Annotated in this window: 17 protein-coding genes; 7 read left to right on the top strand and 10 right to left on the bottom strand. The window is 68.5% G+C overall.

Features of this window, described 5'->3' with window-relative positions; translation table 11 throughout:
- Positions 1-94 precede the first annotated feature (94 nt).
- Positions 95-1,357, top strand: a complete 1,263-nt coding sequence (locus C8250_RS16445; RefSeq protein WP_138353241.1) for an FAD-dependent oxidoreductase — start codon at positions 95-97, stop codon at positions 1,355-1,357.
- 35 nt (positions 1,358-1,392) lie between these two features.
- Positions 1,393-1,833, top strand: a complete 441-nt coding sequence (locus C8250_RS16440) for a GNAT family N-acetyltransferase (RefSeq protein WP_138353242.1) — start codon at positions 1,393-1,395, stop codon at positions 1,831-1,833.
- Between the two features lie 59 nt (positions 1,834-1,892).
- Here the strand turns inward: C8250_RS16440 and C8250_RS16435 are convergent, their stop codons facing one another.
- Complete coding sequence (locus C8250_RS16435; RefSeq protein WP_138353243.1) at positions 1,893-3,803, bottom strand: glycoside hydrolase family 9 protein; 1,911 nt, start codon at positions 3,801-3,803, stop codon at positions 1,893-1,895.
- A gap of 120 nt (positions 3,804-3,923) precedes the next feature.
- Between C8250_RS16435 and dnaG the strand changes: the two genes are divergently transcribed.
- From dnaG to C8250_RS16410, 5 genes are all read left to right on the top strand, one after another.
- Positions 3,924-5,843 carry a DNA primase gene (gene dnaG / locus C8250_RS16430; RefSeq protein ID WP_138353244.1) on the top strand — a complete coding sequence of 640 codons (1,920 nt, stop codon included), beginning with the start codon at positions 3,924-3,926 and terminating at the stop codon, positions 5,841-5,843.
- A gap of 291 nt (positions 5,844-6,134) precedes the next feature.
- Positions 6,135-7,442, top strand: a complete 1,308-nt coding sequence (locus tag C8250_RS16425; protein WP_232484977.1) for an RNA polymerase sigma factor — start codon at positions 6,135-6,137, stop codon at positions 7,440-7,442.
- Between the two features lie 393 nt (positions 7,443-7,835).
- Positions 7,836-8,588, top strand: a complete 753-nt coding sequence (locus C8250_RS16420; protein WP_187144870.1) for a hypothetical protein — start codon at positions 7,836-7,838, stop codon at positions 8,586-8,588.
- A gap of 821 nt (positions 8,589-9,409) precedes the next feature.
- Positions 9,410-9,697 carry a transposase gene (locus C8250_RS16415; RefSeq protein WP_187144869.1) on the top strand — a complete coding sequence of 96 codons (288 nt, stop codon included), beginning with the start codon at positions 9,410-9,412 and terminating at the stop codon, positions 9,695-9,697.
- A gap of 174 nt (positions 9,698-9,871) precedes the next feature.
- Complete coding sequence (locus tag C8250_RS16410) at positions 9,872-10,195, top strand: IS3 family transposase (protein ID WP_187144868.1); 324 nt, start codon at positions 9,872-9,874, stop codon at positions 10,193-10,195.
- Between the two features lie 107 nt (positions 10,196-10,302).
- Here the strand turns inward: C8250_RS16410 and C8250_RS16405 are convergent, their stop codons facing one another.
- The 9 genes from C8250_RS16405 to C8250_RS16365 all read right to left on the bottom strand — a co-directional run bounded on the left by C8250_RS16405 (position 10,303) and on the right by C8250_RS16365 (position 19,566).
- Positions 10,303-10,821: a hypothetical protein gene (locus tag C8250_RS16405; RefSeq protein ID WP_187144867.1), complete on the bottom strand. Its 519-nt coding sequence runs from the start codon at positions 10,819-10,821 to the stop codon at positions 10,303-10,305.
- A gap of 947 nt (positions 10,822-11,768) precedes the next feature.
- A complete protein-coding gene (locus C8250_RS16400) occupies positions 11,769-12,824 on the bottom strand; it encodes a sulfite oxidase (protein WP_138353247.1) in 1,056 nt (351 codons plus the stop codon).
- Positions 12,825-12,880: 56 nt separating this feature from the next.
- Positions 12,881-13,747 carry an enoyl-CoA hydratase-related protein gene (locus tag C8250_RS16395; protein WP_138353248.1) on the bottom strand — a complete coding sequence of 289 codons (867 nt, stop codon included), beginning with the start codon at positions 13,745-13,747 and terminating at the stop codon, positions 12,881-12,883.
- Between the two features lie 30 nt (positions 13,748-13,777).
- The gene (locus tag C8250_RS16390; RefSeq protein ID WP_138353249.1) at positions 13,778-15,127 is read right to left on the bottom strand and encodes a Dyp-type peroxidase; all 1,350 of its coding nucleotides are present in this window, start codon (positions 15,125-15,127) and stop codon (positions 13,778-13,780) included.
- Positions 15,124-16,278: a DUF4331 family protein gene (locus C8250_RS16385; RefSeq protein WP_138353250.1), complete on the bottom strand. Its 1,155-nt coding sequence runs from the start codon at positions 16,276-16,278 to the stop codon at positions 15,124-15,126. Before C8250_RS16385 ends, C8250_RS16390 begins: the two co-directional genes overlap by 4 nt.
- Before the next feature lie 83 nt (positions 16,279-16,361).
- Positions 16,362-16,904 (bottom strand): hypothetical protein, encoded by a 543-nt coding sequence (locus C8250_RS16380; protein WP_138353251.1) that lies wholly within the window; start codon positions 16,902-16,904, stop codon positions 16,362-16,364.
- A 199-nt stretch (positions 16,905-17,103) separates the two neighbouring features.
- Complete coding sequence (locus C8250_RS16375; RefSeq protein WP_203218468.1) at positions 17,104-17,742, bottom strand: IS630 family transposase; 639 nt, start codon at positions 17,740-17,742, stop codon at positions 17,104-17,106.
- Positions 17,628-18,185, bottom strand: a complete 558-nt coding sequence (locus C8250_RS16370; protein WP_232486345.1) for a helix-turn-helix domain-containing protein — start codon at positions 18,183-18,185, stop codon at positions 17,628-17,630. Before C8250_RS16370 ends, C8250_RS16375 begins: the two co-directional genes overlap by 115 nt.
- 136 nt (positions 18,186-18,321) lie before the next feature.
- On the bottom strand, positions 18,322-19,566 hold the full coding sequence (locus C8250_RS16365; protein ID WP_232486053.1) for a DUF2254 family protein: 1,245 nt from the start codon (positions 19,564-19,566) through the stop codon (positions 18,322-18,324).
- Between the last annotated feature and the right edge of the window lie 42 nt (positions 19,567-19,608).

Below are 19,608 nucleotides of genomic sequence, written 5' to 3'. Positions count from 1 at the left end.
CGAGGGGCGCTTTGTCGACTCGGCGCGGCGCTCTTCCCGCCAGGCGTGACGTAAGGGACGCTCGCAGGTACGGCATCTGTTGGGGAGGCGCACAGTGGTGGACGCAGACCAGACCATCGTCATCGTCGGAGCGGGACTCGCCGGCGCCAAGGCGGCGGAAACCCTCCGGTCGGAGGGCTTCACCGGGCGGGTGATCCTGATCGGCGACGAGCGCGAGCACCCGTACGAGCGGCCACCCCTGTCCAAGGGGTTTCTGATCGGCAGCGCGGAACGCGACTCGGTCTTCGTCCAGCAGACGGCCTGGTACGCGGAGCACGACATCGAGCTGCACCTCGGCCAGCCGGTCGTGCACCTCGACCCCGCGGCCAAAACCGTACGGCTCGGGGACGGCACCGTCCTCCCGTACGACAAGCTGCTGCTCGCCACCGGCGCCGAGCCGCGCCGGCTGGACATCCCCGGTACCGAACTGGCCGGCGTCCACCACCTGCGGCGGCTCTCGCACGCGGAGCGCCTCAAGCACGTACTGACCTCGCTCGGCCGCGAGAACGGCCATATCGTCATCGCCGGCGCGGGCTGGATCGGCCTGGAGGTCGCCGCCGCCGCGCGTGGCTACGGCGCCGAGGTCACCATCGTGGAGCCCGAGCCCACGCCGCTGTACTCGGTGCTCGGCCCCGAGCTCGGCGGGGTCTTCGCCGATCTGCACCGCGAGCACGGCGTCCGTTTCCACTTCGGCGCGAAGCTCGCCGAGATCTCCGGCCAGGACGGCATGGTGCTGGCCGCCGTCACCGACGACGGCGAGGAGCACCCCGCCCACGACGTGCTGGCCGCGATCGGTGCCGCCCCCCGCACCGCGCTCGCCGAGGCCGCCGGGCTGACCCTCGCCGAACGCTCGGCGGGCGGCGGTATCGCCGTGGACGCGTCCCTGCGCACCTCGGACCCGGACATCTACGCGGCCGGCGACGTCGCCAACATCGAGCACCCGCTCTCCGGCGGCCGGCTGCGTGTCGAGCACTGGGCCAACGCCCTCAACAGCGGCCCGGCCGCCGCCCGCGCCATGCTCGGCCGGGACGTCAGCTACGACCGGGTGCCGTACTTCTTCTCCGACCAGTACGACCTGGGCATGGAGTTCTCCGGCCATGCCGCGCCGGGCAGCTACGACCAGGTGGTGTGCCGGGGAGACGTCGGCAAGCGGGAGTTCATCGCCTTCTGGCTCAGCGGGGGACGCGTGCTGGCCGGGATGAACGTCAACGTCTGGGACGTCACCGACCCGATCCAGCAGCTGATCCGCTCGGGCCGCACCGTCGACCCCGACCGGCTGTCCGACCCCACCGTGCCGCTAGCCTCCTTCCTGGAATGACCGAAGGACCGGACTGACCAGCGGAGGACCACGTCATGCGCACGGCCGTCGTACCCGTCGAGGAGATCTTCGAGCTGCGCTGGGCGGTGCTCCGCACCGGCCTGCCCCGGGAGACCGCGATCTACCCGGAGGACTCCCGCGAGTCCACCTTCCACGTCGCGGCCTACGACGACGAGGGCGCGGTCCAGGCGTGCGTCACGTTCTTCCCCGACACGCTGCCCGGCGAGGGCGCCGCCGCCTACCGCTTCCGGGGTATGGGCAGCGCCCCCGAGGTGCGCGGCCAGGGCTACGGCGCGGCCGTGCTGCAGGCCGGCCTCGCCGAGGCCACGGTGCGCGGCGCCGAGCTGGTGTGGTGCAACGGCCGTACGTCCGCCCAGGGCTTCTACGAGCACCTCGGGTTCACCGCGACCGGCGAGGAGTTCATCGTCGAACCGAGCGGACCGCACTTCATATTCATGATCAAGACGGCCGGCTGATCACGAGGGCCGGCTGATCACGAGGACGTCCTCGTGATCAGCCGGCCGGCCCGGCCGGATCAGCTCGACAGGTAGAACGCCAGCAGTCCGGAGGCGTCCATGTCGAGCGCGGGCTCGGAGCTCTGCCAGGACCGGACGTCGTCGACATAGCGACTTCCGCGCCCGGTGAAGGTCCCGAACGGGTCCGCGCCGCCGGGCTGGCACTTGCGCATGTCGTCCAGGTAGTCGCCCAGCCCGTCGGCGAACTGCGCGGTCCCGTTGGGCCCGTTGACGATCGCACCGGTGTCCACCGGCGCCTTGCCGTCCAGGCTCCCGGCGAGATTGCCGAGCTGCCCAGCGGTGCACTTGGGGTAGGTGGTGCCCGAGCCGACCATGAAGGACGTGCCCCAGGCGTTGGCGCCGAGCAGCCAGTCGAGCTGCTGGACGGCGAACCGGTTGACGGAGGTGTCGCCGGTCAGCCCCCGGTAGAGCCGGGTGGTGGCCGCGAGGCCCAGGGTGTGCGAGTCGGCGTCGAAGTCGTTGTAGACCGCGCCGGCGTGGAACGGGTCCTTGGCGGCGCGGGCCTGCCCCGAGGCGATCTGCGCCTTGAGGTTCGCGACCAGGGTGTCGTACGAGACCGGCAGCCCGGCCGGGTTCCCGGCGGCCTTGATGGCGCGCGCCAGGTCCGTGTAGGCGAGCGCGCTGGTGTCGTACATGTTGAGCGTGTCGCCGGTCGTGCCGTACGCCTTCGCCCAGGTGGCCGACTGCTGGAGCCAGCCGGCGGCGCGGGAGTCGCCCAGCTGCTGCGCGGCCAGCGCCAGCTCGGCGCCGCCGAAGGCCAGGTCGTCCTGCCAGCTGGTCTCCGGGTAGTACGCGTACGGGACGGTCGTGACGAGCTTGCCGGGCTTGGTGTCCGCCAGCGCGTAGACCTGCGCGGCGGCCGCCAGATAGCTCTTGGCCTTCGCGGGGTCCGAGGCGGCGTAGCGCTGCGCGCCGAGCGCGAAGTCGGCGGCGAGCCGGCCGGCCTGGTTGGGGCTGAGCTTCGAGCCGGGGGCGCCGGCCCGGAACACCGGGCGGTTGCGCAGGAACGCGTTGGCGGTGTCGGAGTCGTCCTTCTGCGGCAGCCGCCAGACGTCGTGGTCGCCGACGACGCTGCCGCTGTCGGTTCCGGAGCCGAGGCCGACCTGGATGTAGAGGGTCTTGGTGTCGCCGTCCCACATCTTGTCGAGCCAGTCCAGGCCGTGCTGCGCCTCGGCGCCGAGCGCGGAGGTGGGGGAGGCGCCGGTCTCGCGGGCGGCGATCTGCAGCGTGGCGGCGGCGTACGTCGTGGTCTCGGTGAACTTCAGGTAGTCGCCCGCGTCGAACCAGCCGCCCTCGGCGTCGACGGTGCCGCCGAGCTTGGCCGGCGCCTTGGAGATCGTGTCGCCGTCGCCGCTGGTGAACTTGGGCCAGTCGTAGACGGCGGCGTGCGCGTCGTTGAGATGGGACGGCTGGCGCTTCAGCGACCCGGGTATGACGTCGCGGCCGTCGCGCTGGGCCTGGAAGAAGGTGGTGGCATCGGCGGCGGGCTTGCCGTAGACGGCCTTCGCGCTGCCGATGGTGAAGGTGGGCGAGGCGCCGGTGGCCGCGCCGCTGACCTCCAGGTGGTAGGTGCCGGCAGCCTGCACCGAGCTGAAGTCGATCAGGTAGACGGCCGGGTAGGCGGTGTTCCAGCTGCCCTGGCTCGTGCCGGTCGTGCCGGTGGCGGCGGTCGCGCCGGTGCTGTCGAGCAGCTTCCAGGTGGCGCCCGAGACGGCGCCCTTCGCCAGCAGGAACGCCTCCTTGGCGCCGCTGCCGTCGTATCCGACCTGGTTGACCCGGACCTGTCCGGTGGTGGCGGCCTCGGCGGAACCCGCGCCGCCGCTCAGCAGGGCCGCGACGACAGCGGCAGTGGCCGTGGCCGCACCTGCCGCCAGGCCGAGTCCGCGTCGTCGACTGTGCTTGTGGGGCATGCGCCCGCCTCTCCGTCGGTACCGCGCGCCATTAGTAAACATTCTTAACAATTGGGGAAGCTAGTGGGTGGCCGCGGCGGAGGTCAAGGGTCTGTCACACCTGGGCCTTAGACTTCACGGGTGGCAGGCAGGATCAAGGATGAGGACGTCAAGGCGGTCCGGGACGCGGTCCCGATCGACGCCGTCATCTCGGAGTACCTGCAGCTCAAGAACGCGGGTGGTGGGAACCTGAAAGGGCTCTGCCCCTTTCATGATGAAAAGTCCCCGTCGTTCCAGGTAAGTCCCTCGAAGGGGCTCTTCTACTGCTTCGGCTGCCAAGAAGGCGGCGACACGCTCGACTTCGTCATGAAGCTCGACCACCTCTCCTTCTCCGAGGCCGTCGAGCGGCTGGCCGCCAAGACCGGCATCGTGCTGCGGTACGACGAGGGCGGGTACAACCCCGGCCGCCAGCAGGGCGAGAAGATCCGGCTCATCGAGGCGCACAAGATCGCCGCGCAGTTCTTCGTCGAGCAGCTCGGCAGCGCCGAGGCCGAGATCGGCCGCAAGTTCCTCACCGAGCGCGGCTTCGACCAGGCCGCCGCGGAGCACTTCGGCGTCGGATACGCGCCCGCCGGCTGGGACCACCTCATCCGCTTCCTGCGCGGCAAGGGCTTCACCGACAAGGAACTGCTCACGTCCGGGCTGGCCAGCGAGGGCCGCCGCGGGGCGATCGACCGCTTCCGCGGCCGGCTGATCTGGCCGATCCGCGACATCACCGGTGACGTGATCGGCTTCGGCGCCCGCAAGCTCCGCGAGGACGACAACGGGCCCAAGTACCTGAACACCCCCGAGACGCCGCTCTACAAGAAGTCGCATGTGCTGTACGGCATCGACCTCGCCAAGAAGGAGATCGCCAAGACCGGCAAGGCCGTCGTCGTCGAGGGGTACACCGACGTCATGGCCTGCCATCTCGCCGGCGTCACCACCGCCATCGCCACGTGTGGCACCGCCTTCGCCGAGGACCACATCAAGATCCTCCGCCGGCTGCTGATGGACAACTCCAGCTCGCACGTCGTCTTCACCTTCGACGGGGACGCGGCCGGCCAGCGGGCCGCGCTGCGCGCCTTCGAGGACGACCAGAAGTTCGCCGCCCGCACCTCCATCGCGATCAGCCCCGGCGGTATGGACCCCTGCGAGCTGCGGCTCGCCGACGGTGACGCGGCCGTGCGCAACCTTGTCGAGCACTCCTCCCCGCTCTTCGAGTTCGCCATCCACAGCGCCGTCGCCCGGCACAACACCGACACCGCCGAGGGCCGCGCCGCCGCCCTGGAGGAAGCCGCACCGATCGTCGCCGGGATCAAGGACAGCTCCATCCAGCACGAGTACGCGGTGTCGCTCGCCTCCAAGCTCGGCATCCTGGACGAGCAGTTCGTCGTCCGCCGGGTCTCCCAGCTCGCCCGCTGGGCCCGCGACCGCGGCCAGCGCGGCCCGGAGCCGCGCCGCGACCGTCAGCAGGGCCAGGGCCAGAGCTCCAGTGGTTCGGGCCAGGGCGTCACCCGCCCCCAGCCGCCGCGCGGCCCGCGGCTGGATCTGCGCAGCCCCTCCCACCGGGTGGAGCGCGAGCTGCTCAAGCTCGCCCTCCAGCATCCGCACCTGGTCTCCCCGGCCTTCGACGCCTACGGCGAGGACGAGTTCACCGCCCCGCCGTACGCCGCCGTCCGGCACGCCATCTCCGAAGCCGGCGGCACCGAGCACGCGGACGACGGCTACCTCGCCCGGGTCCGGGACGTCGCCCCGGACGACACCGTCCGGATCCTCGTCACCGAGCTGGCCGTCGAGGCCACCCACACCCGGCGGGCCCCCGACGAGGTCTACGCGGGCATGCAGCTCGTCGCCGTCCGGCTGCAGGCCGTCGAGCGCCGCATCAGCGAGGTCCGCGCCAATCTGACCCGGCTCGGCCCGCGCGCCGGTGCGGATGATCTCAGCGCCGTCCAGAGCGAGTTGTGGGCGCTGCAGCAGTACGGCCAGCGGCTGCGCGAACAGGGCACCGCGGCTCTGTAGGGCCGTCCTCCAGCTATTGCTGGGAGGTGCCCCAGGTCGCTGTCCGGTGCGGTGACCGATCGAACGCACCCCGTGACATTGGCCCGAAAAACCCGACGCACGCCCCTCGTGGCGGGGGTGTGCCGTACGCCACACTGGGGGGCGGTGCCTGAGTCCTCGGAGCGCGGAATACCGGATTCTGCAAACAGAGATGCGACCGGTGATCCGCATACGGCGAACTCCCGGACGGACAGCGGCCAGGCCGCGACCGTCCCAATGCCGCGCGTCTCCGAGCCCGTGACTGTGCTCACCATGGAGGTCGCTCCCGTGCAGACCCACCCCCTGACGACCGTGGCCGAGGTGGTCTTGTCGGAACCCGAGGCCGAGCCGAGGGAACGGGAGCGGGTACCGGAGCAGAACCACGCCGCCACCCACCCGGAAGCGGAGGACGTCCTGGAAACGGAGGACGTCCTGGAAACCGAGGACGGCCGGGAAGTGCAGGACGGCCCGGACTCGGACCCGGACCCGGAGCCACCCGAGCCGCCGGAGCTCCTGAAGGTCCTCGCGTCCGAGCCCGCCGCGCCCCCCGAGCCCCCGGAGCCCCGCGAGCCCCGGGAATCCCGCGGCTCCATAGCCAGGGAACCCGAGGCCCGGGACCCCGACGACGAGGCCGACGACCGGGAGCGCCGGTCCCGCGAGGAGGCGGCGGGCCCGTCCGCGGACCTCTTCCGGCAGTACCTGCGCGAGATAGGCCGCATACCGCTGCTCACCGCCGTCGAGGAGGTCGAACTGGCCCGCCGGGTCGAGGCCGGCCTGTTCGCCGAGGAGAAGCTGAACAACTTCCCTGACCTGGACTCCCAGCTCGCCGTCGACCTCGACCGGCTGGTGGTCAACGGCAGGATGGCGAAACGGCGGCTGATCGAGGCCAACCTACGGCTCGTCGTCTCCGTCGCCAAGCGCTACGTCGGACGCGGTCTGACCATGCTCGACCTCGTCCAGGAGGGCAATCTCGGCCTGATCCGCGCCGTCGAGAAGTTCGACTACGCCCGGGGCTACAAGTTCTCGACGTACGCGACCTGGTGGATCCGGCAGGCCATGAGCCGGGCCCTGGCCGACCAGGCCCGCACCATCCGGGTCCCGGTGCACGTCGTCGAGCTCATCAACCGCGTCGTGCGCGTCCAGCGCCGCCTGCTGCAGGAACACGGCTACGAGCCGAGCACCGAGGAGGTCGCCGCCCACCTCGAACTCTCCGAGGAGCGCGTCACCGAAGTCCTGCGGCTGGCCCAGGAACCGGTCTCCCTGCACGCCCCGGTCGGCGAGGAGGACGACGTCGCCCTCGGCGACCTCATCGAGGACGGCGACGCCACGTCCCCCGTCGAATCCGCCGCCTTCCTGCTGCTGCGCGAACACCTCGAAGCGGTGCTCTCCACCCTCGGCGAACGCGAACGCAAGGTCGTCCAGCTCCGCTACGGCCTCGCCGACGGCCGCCCCCGCACGCTGGAGGAGATCGGCCGCATCTTCGGCGTCACCCGCGAACGCATCCGCCAGATCGAGTCCAAGACCCTCAACAAACTCCGCGACCACGCCTTCGCGGACCAGCTCCGCGGCTACCTGGACTGAACCTGCTCCGTAGCCTCGCGGGCGGCCGCGCGGTTGCACCCTGGAGGGTTTGTCCCTTCCGGGTCGCAGTTGATTGCCTGCTTGCCGGGATCGGCCTCCCGGCTCTCACCGACGGCCTCGTCGCAATGACCTGAGCGCCACCGGTGCCGGCCCACCTCAAGGGAAGTACGAGCCACGGCGACGGCCGTCCGGTGGCCCGCAGAGAAAGCTGTATAAAGTGATGGGGAAACGGGCTCAGTCAGCGCAGAATTAGCGCCGGAGCCGCAATGCACGATGTTTTGGATACCGCTTGGGGGCTGGAATAGCGAATTCCGTGCATTTTCGCGTTCTCAATCCTTCTTACAGGGGGGCAACATGAAAGTGACTCGATTACGTGCGTGCCTGCTCGCGTCGGTGAGCACATTCGCACTGATCACCGCCGGTGCCGGACAGGCCCTCGCGGCCGGCCCCGCGCCGGCGGACCCAGGAACGCCGGCTGTCCAGTACACCGTCGCTGACCTCGGCACACTGGGCGGCACCAACAGCTCCGCGGCCGCGGCCGACGACGACACGGTCGTCGGGACGTCCCAGACCACCGGCAACGCCGCTACCCACGCGTTCGCCTACAACCGGCACGCCCGCACCATGACCGACCTCGGTACCCTCGGCGGCACCTTCAGCACAGCCAGTGCGGTCAGCGGGCACACCGTCGTGGGCCAATCCCGAACAGCCGGCAACGCCGCCCTCCACGGGTACGCCTACAACCTGCTCACCCACGCCCGCACCGACCTCGGGCGCAGCCTGATGATCTCCCAACTGGTCAGCGGGAACACCGCTGTGGGCGGAGACAGCCTCCTGTCGTCCACTTTCAACCTGGCCACCCACGCAGTCATCAGCATCGGCCCCGGAAACGGCGTCACCGAGGTCAGCGCGATCAAAGGCGACCTCATTGTCGGCAACGTATTCGCCTCCAACTCCTTCGCTTTCTCCTTCGACATGAAGACCGGCGCATTCACGAATCTGCCCGCCCTGGGCGGACTCAACTCCACGGCGTCGCAGTCCAGCTGTTCGGGGATCGTTGTCGGAAAAGCGGCCCTGCCGCCCCCCGGCCCATTCACCGCCAACGGCCCGTTCCACGCCGCAATCTGGGTGACGCACACCGCCTGATCCGCGGATGCGGACACCGCCAGGCCCGAGCCCGCTCATCCCTGGCAGCGTCACCGTCCGGCGCGGAACCCACGCCGGACGGCAGCCGGGCGCCCGACCGGGCCCGCGCCGCCCCGGAACGACCACGTGGTGCGTCAGAGCCTCACGGCAGACGGCCGGCTCCCGCGGCTCATCGTCCCGGTCGGCGTCGGCGAGCAGCTGACGACGACCCGGAACGGGCCCCGCATGTCCCCTGAGCGTCCCCTGGGCCTTGGTTTCCATCGTGAGTACGGCTGGCCAGTTCTCCGGCAAGACCTCAGGGTGGGGCGGGTGGGACTCGAACCCACGACCGACGGATTATGAGTCCTTTAGGGATCTTGGCGGCCCTTGCTCTTCTGCGCAGATTCTGGATGTTTTCCCAGCTCAGATTGTGTGTCGTGTGCTCGTGCTCTGGTCCCTTTGTCAGTCTGTTCCTGTCCTTGCGTCCCCAATGTGTCCCCAACGAGTCCCCACGGGGACGAAGCGGGGCAGCCCGGGGAGGGTCGCGACAGCTCGGAGCGGGTGGTTGAACCTCCCCGCAGCGGATATCCCTTCCAACGCGTAGAGGCTCCGCCCCGAAACCGGGGCGGAGCCTCATGGCAGTCATCTCAAGTCGTCGCTGATGCCACTGGAGGCGTGAGGGCGGGTCAGTGGACGATCGTGTAACTGGCCCAGCCGGTGCCGATCTTGATGGGCGACAGGAAGGGGTTGCGTTTGGAGTTCTCCCTGTGAGCTGGACAGCTTGATACTGGGACGGATGGTCCCGGAGGATGCAGTCACAGGTAGTGACAACGAAGAGCAATATGAGTAAGCGGTATACGGCCGAGTTCAAGCGGGACGCGGTGGCTCTGGCGTTGTCGTCGGACAAGACGGTCACCGAGGTCGCCAGGGATCTGGGCGTGAGTCCGGAGGGGTTGCGCGGGTGGGTGAAGCAGGCGAAGGCCGACCGCGGTGCAGGACCGACGGGGGCTCTGACCAGTGCAGGGCGTGAGGAGCTGGTCCGGCTTTGGCGGAAGGTCCGCGAGCAGGGGGCCACGATCGAGGTCCTGGGAAAAGCGACCCCCTTCTTCGCGCGGGACAAGATGAGGTAGACATCGCCGCGCGGTGTCGTTTCATTGACGCGGAGAAGGCGTGTGAGGGCAATTTTGCAGGTCGCAGTGGTGCGTTTCTGTGCCGAGTGCTGGGGGGTGCTCCGCTCCACCTGCTACGCGCACCTGGCGTCGCGGTCAGCTCGGGCAGTGCCGGAGGGGGTCGAGGAGCTGCTGGTGGGTGAGATCCGGGTGCTGCATGCGGGTTCGCGCGGCGCATACGGGGCTCCGCGGATTCACGCGGCCCTGCGGCGGGCCGGCCGGATCGTCAACGGGAATCGGGTCGAGCGGCTGATGCGTGTCCTTCGGATCACCGCGATCACCGCGATCACCCGACGGCGGCGATGCGGCCTGACCCGTCAGGCCAGGCGGGCGCTGTCCGCCGCTGATCTGATCGGCCGGGACTCCACCGCACCGCGCCCCGGTTTGCCACCTACCGGCAGCAACGGCTCCAGCCTTGCCCATCGTGCATCCGTCAGATCTCCACGTGCCACACCATGATCATCACCGATCAAGATCCACTTTCGCAACGGACCCTAGCTCGCGGTAGCGGCTGGCCCACCGCTGGGCGGTCGGATGTCGGCCAGCGCCGAAGAGCTCGATCGAGGTCAGTGACCAAGAAGGGATTTCGCAGCGACGATGATCAAACCGAACACCAAGTTCACAGCGGCCTCCGTTGCCCCTCGGCGACGAGACCCACTGGCGTGCAGGGCGCCGAAATAGCTCCACGTCACCTGCTGCGCCACAGCGACGAGGAGTGCGGTCCACCCTGTGGCCGTCAGGCTCAGTCCAAGCACAGGGCTCAGAGCTACGACGGCGCTCGGCAGGACGGCTGCCTCCACCATGGACCACTCACTGCGTCCGATCCGCCAGGTCTCGGACCAGGTGATGCTCCGGCCGACCGTCCGCTCACCGGTGAGGCGCGCGTAGACGTGGACAGCCCAGAACACCAGCCCGGTGACGAGCAGAAGCACAACAGTCTCGAGGCGGGGAAACTCGCCGACGCTACTTGCTGCGGCGATCACGGAGGCGGCCAGGAGCGATCCGTAGACGGCCCCGGCGTAATCCGTACGCAGGGCACGACGATCCTCATGCGATGCACGCTGCCATGGAAAGAGTCTGTGCATATCAGTTCACCTCGTGAGCCTGCCGCGCGCCGGGGGTGCCCAGTGCCGTCAACGTAATCCGCCGTTCTGCCCACCGCGCGGCGGGCCGGGCCCAAGTGGACAAGGACGCCGCCTACGACCAGCGCCGCACGGCCCTGCCACTACCTCTTGTCCGCAGGCTTTCGAACGGCTTGTCTTCACCTACATACCGTCATTGTTCCGCACGAATGATTACGAACCGGAGGTAGGCTGCCGGATACTGGCCCACGCTCCCAGTGCGATGTGCGTCGCAAATTCTTTGCTGGTTGAGTGGGACCATTGCGGTCACGACTCGTAATTGGCGAGCTGAAACGACGGCCGCGGTGTCGAAGGCCTCGTTGGGGTGGCGGGTAACGGTGCCGGTGTGCAAGAGGACATCGGTGCTGGAGTCGGCGGCGGCCGAGTAGAGGCCGAAGCCCCACCTCCTGATCGTCGCCGAGGGCCTCGATGCGGCACAGCGGGATGTGCTCGTCCTGTCCGTCGTGCTCGACCATCGCGCGGTGTGGCGCACGCAGGGTTCGCACGGTCGGGAGGCCAAGTCCCGCCGCCCCCGACCGTGCGCGCCCGCCCTGGACGCCAGGAGCGCCGCGAGGTCGAGTGCCGCCGCCACGGCACGGTCTCCATGGTCGCGGCCATGGACGTGGCCACCGGACAGGGCTCACCCAGCGCATCGAGCGCAACAACTCGCCAACGTTCACCGCGTTCCTCCGGCAACTGGACCAGTGCACCGACCCGGCCCTGCGGATCCACCGGGTCATGGAAAACGGCTCCTCCCACACCTCCAGCACCGTCAACCTGCCCCCGACACCTTCGCCCAGGCCGCATGACTCCCGCACAACGTCGCCGCCCCGGCCGACCACCCGCAAAGGACCCGCGACGCGCTGCACCCGTCACACACCAACGATGAAACCGGGGTCACGGGGCGTGTCTCACACGACCTGGACGAACTGAACCTCGACGCCGTTGTTGCCGTAGCCCAGGCGGTTCCATGGCGGGACTTCGGGTTGGACGTTGCCGGCGGCGTCGGTCGCGCGGGCGCGCAGCGTGTGCCGCCCGACTGTGGTGGGGACCCAGTCGAAGTGCCAGTCCTGCCACTGGTAGGGGGAGTCTGCGGGTTCGACGTGGGCGGGATACCACTCTCCCTCGCCGGTCAGGCTGACCTCGACGCGGGTGATCGGCCCGGTGCCGCTCCATGCCTTGCCTTTGACGCGGCACGGGCCAAGAGGGAGGTTCTGCCCTGGTTCCGGGTCGGTGATGCGGGCCCGTACGCGCATCAAGGTGACTGGTTCGTGCGGTTGGTCCGCCCACTCGTACATGTAGTGGCCGGTCTGGAACTCGCCTTCGTAAGGCCGGGTCACGACCTCGATCCGGTCGAGCCACTTCACCGACGCGACTCCGTACCAGTTGGGGACGATCAGCCGGAACGGTGCGCCGTGGTCGGCGTTGAGCGGTTCGTCGTTCATGTCGTAGGCGATGAGGATCTCGGCGTCCGGGTCCATGGTGTGCGCGAAGGGAAGCGAACGGGCGTACTTGAGGTCCTCGAACTGGTAGTACGGACCGTGGTCCGCGCCGTGGAAGATGACCTCGACCGCGTCGTCGGCCGGACCTGCCTGGCGCAGTACCTCGTGGAGCAGGGTGCCGGTCCATCGGGCGGTCGACACCGCCCAGCCGCCCCAGGGCTCGCCCACCGGTAGCGGACTTTGCGCCAGGCGTCCGTTTCCGGCGCATTCCAGGGTGACGGTTCGTTGGATGCTGGGCATCGCGCGCAGGTCGTCGAGCGTGAGTTCGCTCGTGTGTCGGACCGCGCCATCGATCCTCAGCACGCCGTCGTGGGCGGGCAGTGCGAAGTTGCTGCGCACGTAGTGCTGGCCGACCGGGGTGATGTCCGAGGACAGCCCCTGCCGTGGGGCCTCGGCGTTGAACGGCTCGGGCTGGATCATGACGAGGTCCGAGCGTGCTTGCTCACGGCTTCGCGGTGCGGCCATGTTGGTCACTTCCTTCGGGGTACCTGTCGGAACACACCCGCGCGGGAGGGGGCATGTCAGTAGTCCGGGTCCTGGAAATGGGGCTCGCGGTCTTCGATGAACGCTGCGATCCCTTCGACGCGGTCGGGGTGGACCGCGGATCGCCAGTGCGCCTCCATCATGATCGAGATCGCCTGCTCGAGCGGTTCGCCGTCACTCATACGGACGGCCCGTTTGACCGCCTGCACCGCGGTGGGTGAGTTGTTGGCGATCCTCTCGGCGATCTTGAGGGCGGCCTCCATGAGATCGGCTTGCGGGTGCACCTCGTTGGCCATCCCCAGCCGGTAGGCCTCCTGCGCGGAGACCGATTCGCCCGTCATGAGCATTTGCAGGGCCTTGCCGCGGGGCAGGACGCGGGGCAGCAGCACCGGCGACCCGCCGCCGGCGGACAATCCGATCATCGCTTCCGGCTGGCCGAACACGGCGTTGTCGGCGGCGATGATGAAGTCCGTGCTCTGCGCGAGTTCGGAACCGCCGCCGAAGGCCAGCCCGTTGACCGCGGCGAAGATCGGTTTGCGCAGTTGCCTCAGCGTGTAGAGGACCCGGTCGAAGTCCTGACGTTGGCGCAGCCAGTCCTCCTTGGTCATCTGCTTGCGCTGACTGAGGTCGCTGCCGATGGAGAACGCGCGGTCGCCGGCGCCCGTGACGACGGCGACGCGGACCTGAGCGCGGACGGCGACGGTCTCCAGGATCTCGGTCAGCCGGGTACCCATCGCGGTCGTGATCGCGTTGTCGGCCTCAGGCCGGTTCAGGGTGATCAGGGCGATCTTTCCGTCCGAGAGGTACTCGACCAGGACGGGCTGGTCCGGTTCGTCGACGTCTGCTCCTGCCGGGGTGAAACCCATGGCGGCCCACCGGTCGGAACGGTTCGGTTGCGTGGTCACTGTCGCTCCTTCGTGCGGTTCGACCGCAGGTCAACTGTCGAGTTCCGAGAGCCAGCGAAGGGCCCGCAGGCCGGGGACGAAGAAGTACTCTCCACCGCGCGTGACGACGAACGGCGGCAGGTTCCGCAGCCTCCTTCGCACCGGCCGCCGCGGGATGGTGAACACGCCCGGGGTGTCGGAGCGTCCGACCAGCGGATCCGCCTCCTGCGGCGCGCCGATGAAGACTCCGTCGTTCAACCACTGCGTCTTCACGAACTCGAACTGCCTTTTGAGATGGGCGCCGACGCAGACGAAGACGATGCCCCGGTCGGCGCCGTCGTCCTCGCGCACTCCTTCCGGGAGCGAGGGTCCGTAGCTGGTGCTGCGACGGATCATGCGGTGCAGCCGGACGTTGACGCTGTTCTCATGGTCCAGCGCGCCCCTCGGGTTGGCGCGCCGCGCGTGGGCACCTGCCGGGCATTTGAAACCGTCCAGGTCGTCGTGGTAACTGAAGCGGTTGTTGCGGTCCGGATCCGCGCCGAGCTCGGGATCGTCCTGGTCCGAGCTCAAGCTCAGCGGCGCGCCGCTGGGCCAGCGGCCGACCGTCTTCGCGGCCAGGAGGCGCTCTTCCGCACGGCTGGACGCCTGGTCGTACAGGTACTGACGGTAGGCGGCGACCCGCGTGTGCAACTTCCGGAAGACCAGGTAGGTGCCGTTCCGGCCAAGGACATCAGGGGAGGGCATCGGCGGCAGCGCACCCGTCTCGTCGGGATAGCCGAGGAGGAACTCGCCGGCCTTGATGGGCGCCTCGTGCGGGTTGGTGTTCCTCCCGGTCCCCTCCACGGCGGGTTGGCCGATCCCGTCACGGAAACCGAACGAGGTCCGCCCCGTCTCCAGCTGGTAGCAGTCCTGCCGCCAGATCACCTCGACCCCCGGCAGCTGCCCGTAGGCCTGCTGCGCCCGTTCCATGACCTTGGCCAGTCTCACGCTGTCGGGCGACAGCGCGGCCAGCGCGATGTGCACGGCCGGGGTGCCGAGCGGCTGCTCCCAGTTGCCGGGATCGCTGTCGCCGACGTCCCCCAGCTCGGCTGCTCGCGCGGCCATACCCGCCCGGAACTCGGGCGCGAAGCTGTCGAGCGAGTCGGACGGGACACCCAGGGCGCGCAAGCCCTGGTAGGTGAAGGCGACCGTGATCCAGGCGTCGCGGGCGGGATCGGCGGTCGGATGGCCTGCCTCGATCGCGGGAAGGAGCCGCCGGACCAGTTCACGACCGGCTTCGCGGTCGTCGATGCGGATGAGCACGTAGCGGCCGACATACGGGGACGGGCGCTCGTGCAACGCCCCGCTCTGGATGTCGTCCCACTCCAGTTCGACGCTCTCATCGGCTGAAGGCGTGCTCATTGGTCCTTCAGGGGTAGGTGGTGGTGGCCCGGCGGTTCGGGGGGTCGTGGGTTGGGAGCGGCGAGATAGGGAAAAGTCGTCGTTGCGGGATGGCTGGCGTGGTCGACGCCGTCCCGGATCCGTTCCCCCTTGCCGCCGTTGACCAGGAGGGTGAACAAGGTGTCCATCGCGTCATCGTTCAGTGCCCGCCCGCCGCACGTCTGATGGATGCGCCCGGCCAGCACGGCGGACTCGATCTCCAGGAATGACCCGTGCTCCGCGTAGGGCTGTCCGATGTCCACCACGAGGTAGTCGGCCAGGACGAACTCGGTCAGCGGATGCGCCCCGGTCTCGAGCGCGGCCCAGCTGACGTCGTCATCGAAGGTGTCCCAGTAGGCCAGGTTCGCGTCGAGCCGGGCGCGATAGGCCTCCTCGTAGTTCTCCGACAGGTTGAAGGCGTCCTCCATGTTGTAGAGGTCGCGGATCTCCAGGCTGCGGTTGACCTGATCGAACTGTTGGGGGGCCAGGATCAGGTTCTTGACCTCCGGCCGACCGACCCGTTCCACACGGATGCCGACCGGTCCGCGGGTCAGGGTCTCAGCGACCACGGCGAGCACCTCGACGCCGCCGAGCAGCAGGGCACAGTCGATCTCCAGGACCAGGCTGAGCACGTTCTTGCCGTCGAGAAAGATCGATCCCGGTTCGGTGAAAGCCAATTTCCCGGTGGCGAGCGTCTTCAGGGCCGCCGGCGCGTCCAGAAAGAAGGGATCCCATCGGGGCCCGGCGAAAATCCGCACGCCGTGAACGGCGACCGGGTTCTCCTCGTCCACGCGAAATGGCACGATCTCCCCGTTCGGGGTGGTGCACGTGCCGTCCTGCCGGGCCGGTGCCTCGCCGTCCTGCTCGGCGACGGAGAAGACACAGTCGAAAGTGAACTCCGGAACTCCGGCGGTCAGAGACACCGGCTTGGCGGGTCCGCCCAGATCGGCCGACCGCAGGCGGAACCGGTAGACCAATCCCTCGGAGAACCGGCCGTCGGGAGGGGCGAAGGGCAGGGTGTTCATCACCAGAACGAGATGGCCGGCGCGCTCCGGACTGGGAAAGGCGTAGAAATCGGTGATGTCCGCGATGGGGTGCTCCAGCGCGCGCGGACCGGATACGTGATCCGACATCTAGACCTCCAGAGCGTCCCAGCACGTCACCCGAGACGAGCCGGTCGAGTTGCTGATACCTGCACAGCCACGGACAGCGGGGCCTACTGGGCGGCCTCGCCGAGCAGGGGATTGAGCGCGGGGTCCTGCAACGCCTGCTCCGCCGCGGGGTCGTCGAGCACCCGCTGGAACGCGGCGTTGACACGTCCAGCCCTTCGGATCTCCTTCACCGTCCCGCCGTAATTGCGTGCGTACGCGACGGCCGTGACCTGATGCCCTTCGATGAACTCCTTCAGTGCCGCGGCATCCGAGGCCCCCCTATAGCCCTCCAGATGCTTGAAGATACTGTCGAAAAGAGCCAGCGGTTTGGACGCGAAGTCCTCGATGTACGCATCCCAGGGGCCGTCGAAACTCGTCGCGAACAGCAGACGCGTGCCGTCGTCGAAAATGACGAATCTGGCCTCGTGGATCGTCGCGATGGGCAGATTATGGTCGCCAGGCCTATATCCGGGAGCTTCAGCAAGGCGCGTGAGTGCCTCCCGCAGCTCATCGACATGCCCAGGCCTGATCGCGAAGAACAGACTGAACTCACTCGTTGAACCCAGCATGATTCCCGGTCGCACTGATCCTGATGCAGGCGTGGCCATGAGGTCTCCTTACGAGGCATGAATCATTCCCACCAGTCCGCTGACTCAACATAACCTCCCACCGCGACACGCGCTTGATCAGCCGGCGCGCGAAGGCCCGGACGGCGTAACTCCGGAGGAATTCCGACGCCAAGGCGGCGCCGTGGGAGCCTGCAGCAAGCGATGCTCTCGGGTCGTTGACTCACTACTGCTGAATTCCTCAAAGGCAGTAGACGTAGCGTCGGCGTAGGTGTCGGGTGGGTGGGGCGGGTCTGCCCCAGATCCAGGGTTTGGCGCGGGCGTTGAGTTGGGTTGTCGCGAGTTCGGTGGCGTGGGTGATTTCGTCGGGTCCGGCGAAGCTGTGGCCGGCGAGTGCGACTTTGCGGAAGATGCGCCACCAGCCTTCTTGGAGGTTGAGCCAGCAAGCGCTGACGGGTATGAAGACGTGGTGAATGCGGGGGTGGTCCTCGAGCCAGGTTCGGGTCGAGAGGCTGTTGTGCGAGGACAGGTTGTCGGTCACCACATAGATGTCGCCTGCAGGGTTGGCTTCCTCGATGCGTTGGAGGAACTGCTGGTAGAAGGCACTATTGCGAGACGGAGCGGTCATGGTGACCTGCTGTCCGTCGCGGATGCGGAGGCCGCCGTAGACCCAGGTTTTCTCCGGGCCGCGGCCGTAGTCGAGTTCTGCTTTGATGCGATGTCCGTCCGGCGACCAGCCCGGCGCCGGCGGGAAGGTGCGCGGGATTACCGGTCCGAGCTCGTCGACGCAGATGACCGTCGCGTCTTCGGGCGGGCAGGTGTAGAGGCCGACGACCCGCGTCCTTTTCCCTCGAAATCCCGGTCCTTTGAGCGGATCCAGGAACGGGTGCGGCGCCATCGGACGCCTTCGGCCACCAGGATTCTGCGGACTTGGGACCGGCCCACTTCGATGCCGCCGCGGCGGGCAGCCTCAGCCAGGGCGTCGAGTGTCCACTGCGGTGCCCCTGACTCGTCCTGCGCCGCCAGTTCGCCGTCCTCGTGCCTGGTCAGACGTCCCGGTGGCTCCTGTCTGACCAGCGCGATGATCCGGGACCTCTCGGCCTCGGTGATCCGGCGCGGCCGGCCCGCGACCGGCCGGTCCTCCAGCCCTTCCACCCCCAGCTCATTGAAACGGTGCAGCCACCACCGCACCGTCTTCGCATGACACCCCAGCTCCACGGCGATCGCCGCCACCCGCAGACCGTCCCAGCTCAGAACAATGATCTGTGCTCTGAGCACCAGGTCAGCCGGTGCCTTCCGAGCCCTCGTCAGCCGGTCGATCATCAACGCCTCATCCGGACCCGAAGCAGGCCGAGCCCGCAGCAATGTCGGCACCATCCACCCCCAGCGCACTCCTCAACACACCGTGTATACCCATAAGTTGAGGAATTCAGCACTACGCCGCATGTATGAAGCGGCCTCAGCCTTCGGCGGCCTCGTCAGCCGCTTCCTGCCAGATGAGCGGGTAGCGGTCGGAGAGCTCCTTCTCGATCCAGGCGAGCCGAGAGGACAGGGGCGCCAGACGGTGCGGTGGTGCCGGGGCCGCCAACAGCGCCAGCAGCAACGCGCGGGCACGCAGCAGGACCATGGGTGACGTGGTTCCCGCGGCGAGCAGGTCGTCCAAGCCGACCCTGACGAAGTCCTTCCAAACCGGCAGTTTCAGAATCACGAGGACATTGTCGTCGCTGTCCGTGAACGCGCCCGGGGCGGTTCTGACGAGGCGGCCGAGCAGGCCTTCCATGGCGTCCAGTACCTGCACCGCGGTCGCGGGATCGTTGACAGCCGGCGAAAGTGCTCGCAGACCGATGTCGGACAGCAGACGGAATGCGAAGGTCGGGTCCTGGCGGAAGGTCCGCTCCCGCCCTGCGATGACCGCTTGCACCACCTCGCCGTCGACCAGGTCTCCCCCGCGGATTTCCGCCAGGGTGGTGCCGTGCTGAATGGTCGCGCCGACCGCCACCCGCATCACCACTACGGATCCGGCTCTGGTCGCGGCCGTCATCAGGTTAAGGATGTCGAGTTGCTCCACGATGGTGGTGGTGCCGGGCCATTTCACCGTGGAAAGCAATGGCGGCAAGCGCGGCTGATCGCTCTCGCCCTTGGAACGCCCGATGCCGCCATCGGGGTAGAAGGCGTCCACGATCTCGTGCGCACGCTGCGTCGTAATCGCCAGGACGTGGGCGAGCTGGATCGACTCGAAGGCGCGCACTTGAAGGTTCCGTACGAGGCCGAGGGCGACAAGGGTCAGCACCAGTGCCAGGACCGGAACCAGAACGGAGGTGTCGGGCTTCGCGCCGATGGCCAGGGTCGCACTGGTGCTGTAGACGAGCAGTCCCATGACGAAGCCGAAGGTCCGCCACACCGTCGGATCGGTACGGAAGAGCGCCAGGCGCGGAGTGAAGCTCCCTGCGGCCCACTGCACCACCAAGAAGAGCAGCGAGAAGATCAGACTGGCCACGCCCACGACGGCAAGAGCCACGGTGACCAGGACCTCGACCGTGCGGGTGGCGTCGACCCGCAGTCCGCCGTCCACTCTCGGGACGAGCAGACCGAGGAGCAGCCCCGCGCCCGAGCAGATCAACTGGGTGAGCCCAGCGCGCAACCGGCGCCGAGGACGCACGACGCGCACGGCCATGTTGTGCTCTCCGACCGGCAGTCTTTCCATCGTGTTCACGACCCCCAGATGAGGTACTGCCGCAGAATCCGT

The organism is Streptomyces sp. So13.3, assembly GCF_005860785.2.
Taxonomy (GTDB): domain Bacteria; phylum Actinomycetota; class Actinomycetes; order Streptomycetales; family Streptomycetaceae; genus Actinacidiphila; species Actinacidiphila fildesensis.
Note: the sequence above shows the minus strand (reverse complement) of the source record. Positions and strands in the feature narration are given on the sequence as shown.

What these genes read in the sequence shown, in the direction of transcription:
- C8250_RS16425 (WP_232484977.1), top strand. Translation starts at nt 6,135, where the DNA reads ATGGAGGTCGCTCCCGTGCAGACCCACCCCCTGACGACCGTGGCCGAG.
- C8250_RS16390 (WP_138353249.1), bottom strand. Translation starts at nt 15,127, where the DNA reads ATGAGCACGCCTTCAGCCGATGAGAGCGTCGAACTGGAGTGGGACGAC.
- C8250_RS16440 (WP_138353242.1), top strand. Translation starts at nt 1,393, where the DNA reads ATGCGCACGGCCGTCGTACCCGTCGAGGAGATCTTCGAGCTGCGCTGG.
- C8250_RS16380 (WP_138353251.1), bottom strand. Translation starts at nt 16,904, where the DNA reads ATGGCCACGCCTGCATCAGGATCAGTGCGACCGGGAATCATGCTGGGT.
- C8250_RS16415 (WP_187144869.1), top strand. Translation starts at nt 9,410, where the DNA reads ATGAGTAAGCGGTATACGGCCGAGTTCAAGCGGGACGCGGTGGCTCTG.
- C8250_RS16385 (WP_138353250.1), bottom strand. Translation starts at nt 16,278, where the DNA reads ATGTCGGATCACGTATCCGGTCCGCGCGCGCTGGAGCACCCCATCGCG.
- C8250_RS16435 (WP_138353243.1), bottom strand. Translation starts at nt 3,803, where the DNA reads ATGCCCCACAAGCACAGTCGACGACGCGGACTCGGCCTGGCGGCAGGT.
- C8250_RS16400 (WP_138353247.1), bottom strand. Translation starts at nt 12,824, where the DNA reads ATGGCCGCACCGCGAAGCCGTGAGCAAGCACGCTCGGACCTCGTCATG.
- C8250_RS16365 (WP_232486053.1), bottom strand. Translation starts at nt 19,566, where the DNA reads ATGGAAAGACTGCCGGTCGGAGAGCACAACATGGCCGTGCGCGTCGTG.
- C8250_RS16370 (WP_232486345.1), bottom strand. Translation starts at nt 18,185, where the DNA reads ATGATCGACCGGCTGACGAGGGCTCGGAAGGCACCGGCTGACCTGGTG.
- C8250_RS16405 (WP_187144867.1), bottom strand. Translation starts at nt 10,821, where the DNA reads ATGCACAGACTCTTTCCATGGCAGCGTGCATCGCATGAGGATCGTCGT.